The following is a 3647-nucleotide window of genomic DNA, read 5'->3' as shown; positions in this document are numbered from 1 at the left end:
ACATACAGCGTAGGAGCCGGGAGGAACATACAAGCTATGCTCGACTGCTGTTGCCGCACACCCGGTAGAGCCACCCCATGGGTGGCTGCATCTGTCCGCTATGAATGACTCAGCAGGCGCACCTTCGGCGGCTGCAATGCAGCAATGTCGATGACGTGGTCCTGGCATATCACCTGAAAGTGCGTGAATGGGCCCGGGTAACTGACATCGGCAAAGGTGGCACGGTCCAGATAATCGAGGAACTTCGAACGGCTGTAGCGGCGGAACAGGTTGCCGCTCCAGGCTTCGGAGTCGTCCCAGCTCTGGTAGGACTCGTTGTGCACGGCGTAGCTGATGTAGTGGTCCCAGATCAGTTCAAACCGCTGCGAGTGGGGCACCACCTCTATTGCACGCACACCATCGATTGAACGTCCATGACCGAGCTCCACGCGGGAGGGCTTTCCGACCACCTGGCCTTCCTCGACGACCAGACGCAGACGATTCGCTTCCGGCTCGCCAATCTCAGTCAGGAACAGAAACTCACAGGTGTCGAGGGCCAGCAGCAGCGCGGGTTCGTCCATGGTCTTGAGGTCCAGTGATCGCAGAGGCCAGAGCATACCGGCGCGCGGCGGGAGCTGCGCCGTGGGCTCGTGACCTTTGGCCGGTCCCCAACCCCGCTCCCCCGGCTACCCTGTGAAATTACCCGCAGGAGAGCCACATGAACGTCCGCAACCTGGTCCCGCTGGGCCTGACCATCGCCATCGCTGCCTCGCTGGCCGCCTGTGGCAAGAACGAAACCGCTCCGGCGGCCAGTGCCGACGCCAAGCCGGCCTTCGACCTGTCGCAGATCAAGACGCCGCTGATCTCGCTCAACAGCGCCGACCTGGATCCGGCCATCTCGGCCTGTACCGACCTCAATGGCTTCGTCAACAGCAAGTGGCTGAAGGCCAACCCGGTGCCGGGTGACCAGACCACCTGGGGCAGCTTCGAGATCCTGCGCGAGCGCTCGCTGGAAGTGCAGCACGCGCTGGTCCAGCAGGCCGCCGCCAGCCAGGCCAAGGCCGGTTCGGTGGAAGCCAAGATCGGTGATATCTGGAAGACCGGCAACGACGAAGCCAAGATCGAAGCCGCCGGCCTGGCGCCGCTGCAGCCGCAGCTGGACAAGATCACTGCACTGAACGACACCGCTGCCATCACCCAGTACCTGCGCGACAGCCAGGCCGAGGGCAAGGGCGTGCTGTTCTCGCTGTTCGCCAATGCCGACTACAAGGATTCGGCCAACGTCATCGCCTACGTCGGCCAGGGCGGCCTGGGCCTGCCGGAGAAGGGCTACTACTTCGACGACGCGCAGGCCAAGATCCGCGACGCCTACGTGGCCTACATCGCACAGGTGCTGACCCTGTCCGGTGTGGACGCGGCGCAGGCCGCCGAGCAGGCCAAGGCCGTGATGGCCTTCGAAACCCGCCTGGCCAAGGCCTCGATGTCGCGCATCGAAATGCGTGACCCGGCCAAGCGCTACAACCCGCTCAGCGCCGCAGATGCCGACAAGCTGACCCCGAACTTCAGCTGGACCGCGCTGTTCGACACCCTGAAGGTGCCGGCCGCACAGAAGTTCTCGCTGGCGCAGCCGGCCTTCTTCGGTGAAATGGACAAGATGCTCGCCGATGTGCCGGCCAGCACCTGGCAGGCCTACCTGCGCTTCCACACCATCGACGATGCCTCGCCGTACCTGAGCAGCCAGTTCGAGAAGGCCAACTTCGATTTCTACGGCACCACCCTGCGTGGCCAGAAGGAAATGCAGCCGCGCTGGAAGCGCGTGCTGGAGTCGGTCAACGGCGGCATGGGTGAAGCGCTGGGCCAGCTGTACGTCGACGCCGTGTTCCCGGCCGAGTCGAAGGTCGCCATGCAGCATCTGGTGGAAAACCTGTCGCAGGCACTGAAGGCGCGCCTGGAGCAGCTGCCGTGGATGGGCGAAGAAACCAGGAAGAAGGCACTGGAGAAGTGGGCCAGCTTCACCCCGAAGATCGGCTACCCGGACAAGTGGCGTGACTGGGCAGGCCTGCAGACCAACGGGGACAGCTACCTGGGCAACATGCAGGCGGCGCGTGCGTTCAACTACCGCTACATGCTGGACAAGATCGGCAAGCCGGTGGACAAGACCGAGTGGGGCATGACCCCGCAGACCGTCAACGCGTACTACAACGCCACCAAGAACGAGATCGTGTTCCCGGCGGCGATCCTGCAGGCACCGTTCTTCGACGCCAAGGCCGATCCGGCGCTGAACTACGGCGGCATCGGTGCGGTCATCGGCCACGAAATGATGCACGGCTACGATGACTCGGGCAGCCAGTTCGCCGCCAACGGCAATTTCGACAACTGGTGGACCGACGCCGACCGCAAGGCCTTCACCGAGCGTACCGACCAGCTGGTCGCGCAGTTCGACGGCTATGAATCGGTGCCGGGCGTGTTCGTGAAGGGCAAGCTGACCCTGGGCGAAAACATCGGCGACCTGGGCGGCCTGACCGTGGCCTACGACGCGCTGCAGATGGCGCTGAAGGAAGATCCGAAGGCGAATGTCGAGGTTGATGGCCACAGCCAGGACCAGCGCTTCTTCATGAACTGGGCCACCGTGTGGCGCCGCAACTTCACCGATGGTGAGCTGCGCGTCCGCCTGAACACCGACCCGCATGCGCCGGCCAACTTCCGTGCCAACGGTGCGCCGTCGAACATGCCGTCCTATGCCGCTGCATTCCAGTGCAAGGCTGGCGATGCGATGGTGCGTGCCGACGACAAGCGCGTGGTGATCTGGTAATCGATCATCCGTGATGCATGATGCGAAAGGCCCGGCGAATGCCGGGCCTTTTGTCTTTCTGGCCGGTCGCGAGGAGCGCGCCGGTAGAGTCGACTGTTAGTCGACTATCGCGCGCAGCGTGGGATTTTCTCGATCTGGACGAAGAGCAGTCGACTAACAGTCGACTCTACCGGCGGGTCGTTTCACCGTCGGGAAGATCTCAGGCCAGCTCGGGTTCCCGCGCCAGCATGCGATGGAAGCGCTGCAGCACGTAGGGATCCACCAGCCCGCCGGACTGCGCTTCGATGATCCGCAATGCGGTTTCATGCTCCATCGCATCGCGATAGGGGCGCACGCTGGTCATTGCATCGTAGGCATCGACAACGGTGACGATACGTGAGCCCAGCGGAATGCTCTCGCCACGCAGGCCGTCGGGGTAGCCGCTGCCATCAAACGCCTCGTGATGGGCGCGGATCAGTCGTGCGACCGGTGCGGCGTCGCTGCGGCCGGTGGCCAGGAAGATGTGTTCGCCGCGTACCGGATGCTCGCGCATGATCGCGCGCTCCTCATCGGTATGCCGGCGCGGTGCCAGGAGCACATCGTCGGGAATGCCGATCTTGCCGACGTCGTGGAAGCGCGCGGCCAGGCCGATCTGCGAACAGGCATCGTCGTCCAGGTCGCAGTGCGTGGCCAGGCGCTGCGCGAGCAGGCCAACGCGGTCGCAGTGGTGGCGGGTGTAGGCGTCGCGCATCTGCAACGACATCGAGAGGGCATCGATCAGGCAGGCCTGCGCGTGCAGCAGGTCGGGGGCGGGTACGGCGTCAGGGAACATGGTCATCCGCCCGCACCGGGTGGGGACCGGTGCGGGGTGTTCGGG

At 64.4% G+C, this 3647-nt stretch carries 3 protein-coding genes; 1 reads left to right on the top strand and 2 read right to left on the bottom strand.

Going from position 1 to position 3647, the window contains the following annotated elements; all coding sequences use genetic code 11:
• Positions 1 to 98 precede the first annotated feature (98 nt).
• Entirely contained in the window at positions 99 to 560 is a 462-nt protein-coding gene (locus G5A07_RS21030; protein ID WP_191863955.1) for a hypothetical protein, read from the bottom strand.
• 137 nt (positions 561 to 697) lie between these two features.
• On the opposite strand from G5A07_RS21030, the gene G5A07_RS21025 reads away from it, so the two are divergent.
• A complete protein-coding gene (locus tag G5A07_RS21025; RefSeq protein WP_191863954.1) occupies positions 698 to 2791 on the top strand; it encodes a M13 family metallopeptidase in 2094 nt (697 codons plus the stop codon).
• Between the two features lie 199 nt (positions 2792 to 2990).
• Here G5A07_RS21025 and G5A07_RS21020 read toward each other — a convergent pair whose 3' ends face one another.
• A complete protein-coding gene (locus G5A07_RS21020) occupies positions 2991 to 3608 on the bottom strand; it encodes an HD domain-containing phosphohydrolase (protein WP_191863953.1) in 618 nt (205 codons plus the stop codon).
• Positions 3609 to 3647: the final 39 nt, after the last annotated feature.

The sequence above is a fragment of the Stenotrophomonas sp. AS012628 genome, from assembly GCF_010608305.1.
Taxonomy (GTDB): Bacteria; Pseudomonadota; Gammaproteobacteria; order Xanthomonadales; family Xanthomonadaceae; genus Stenotrophomonas; species Stenotrophomonas geniculata.
The sequence above is the reverse complement of the archived record's forward strand: the minus strand, read 5'-3'. Positions and strand labels throughout refer to the sequence as shown.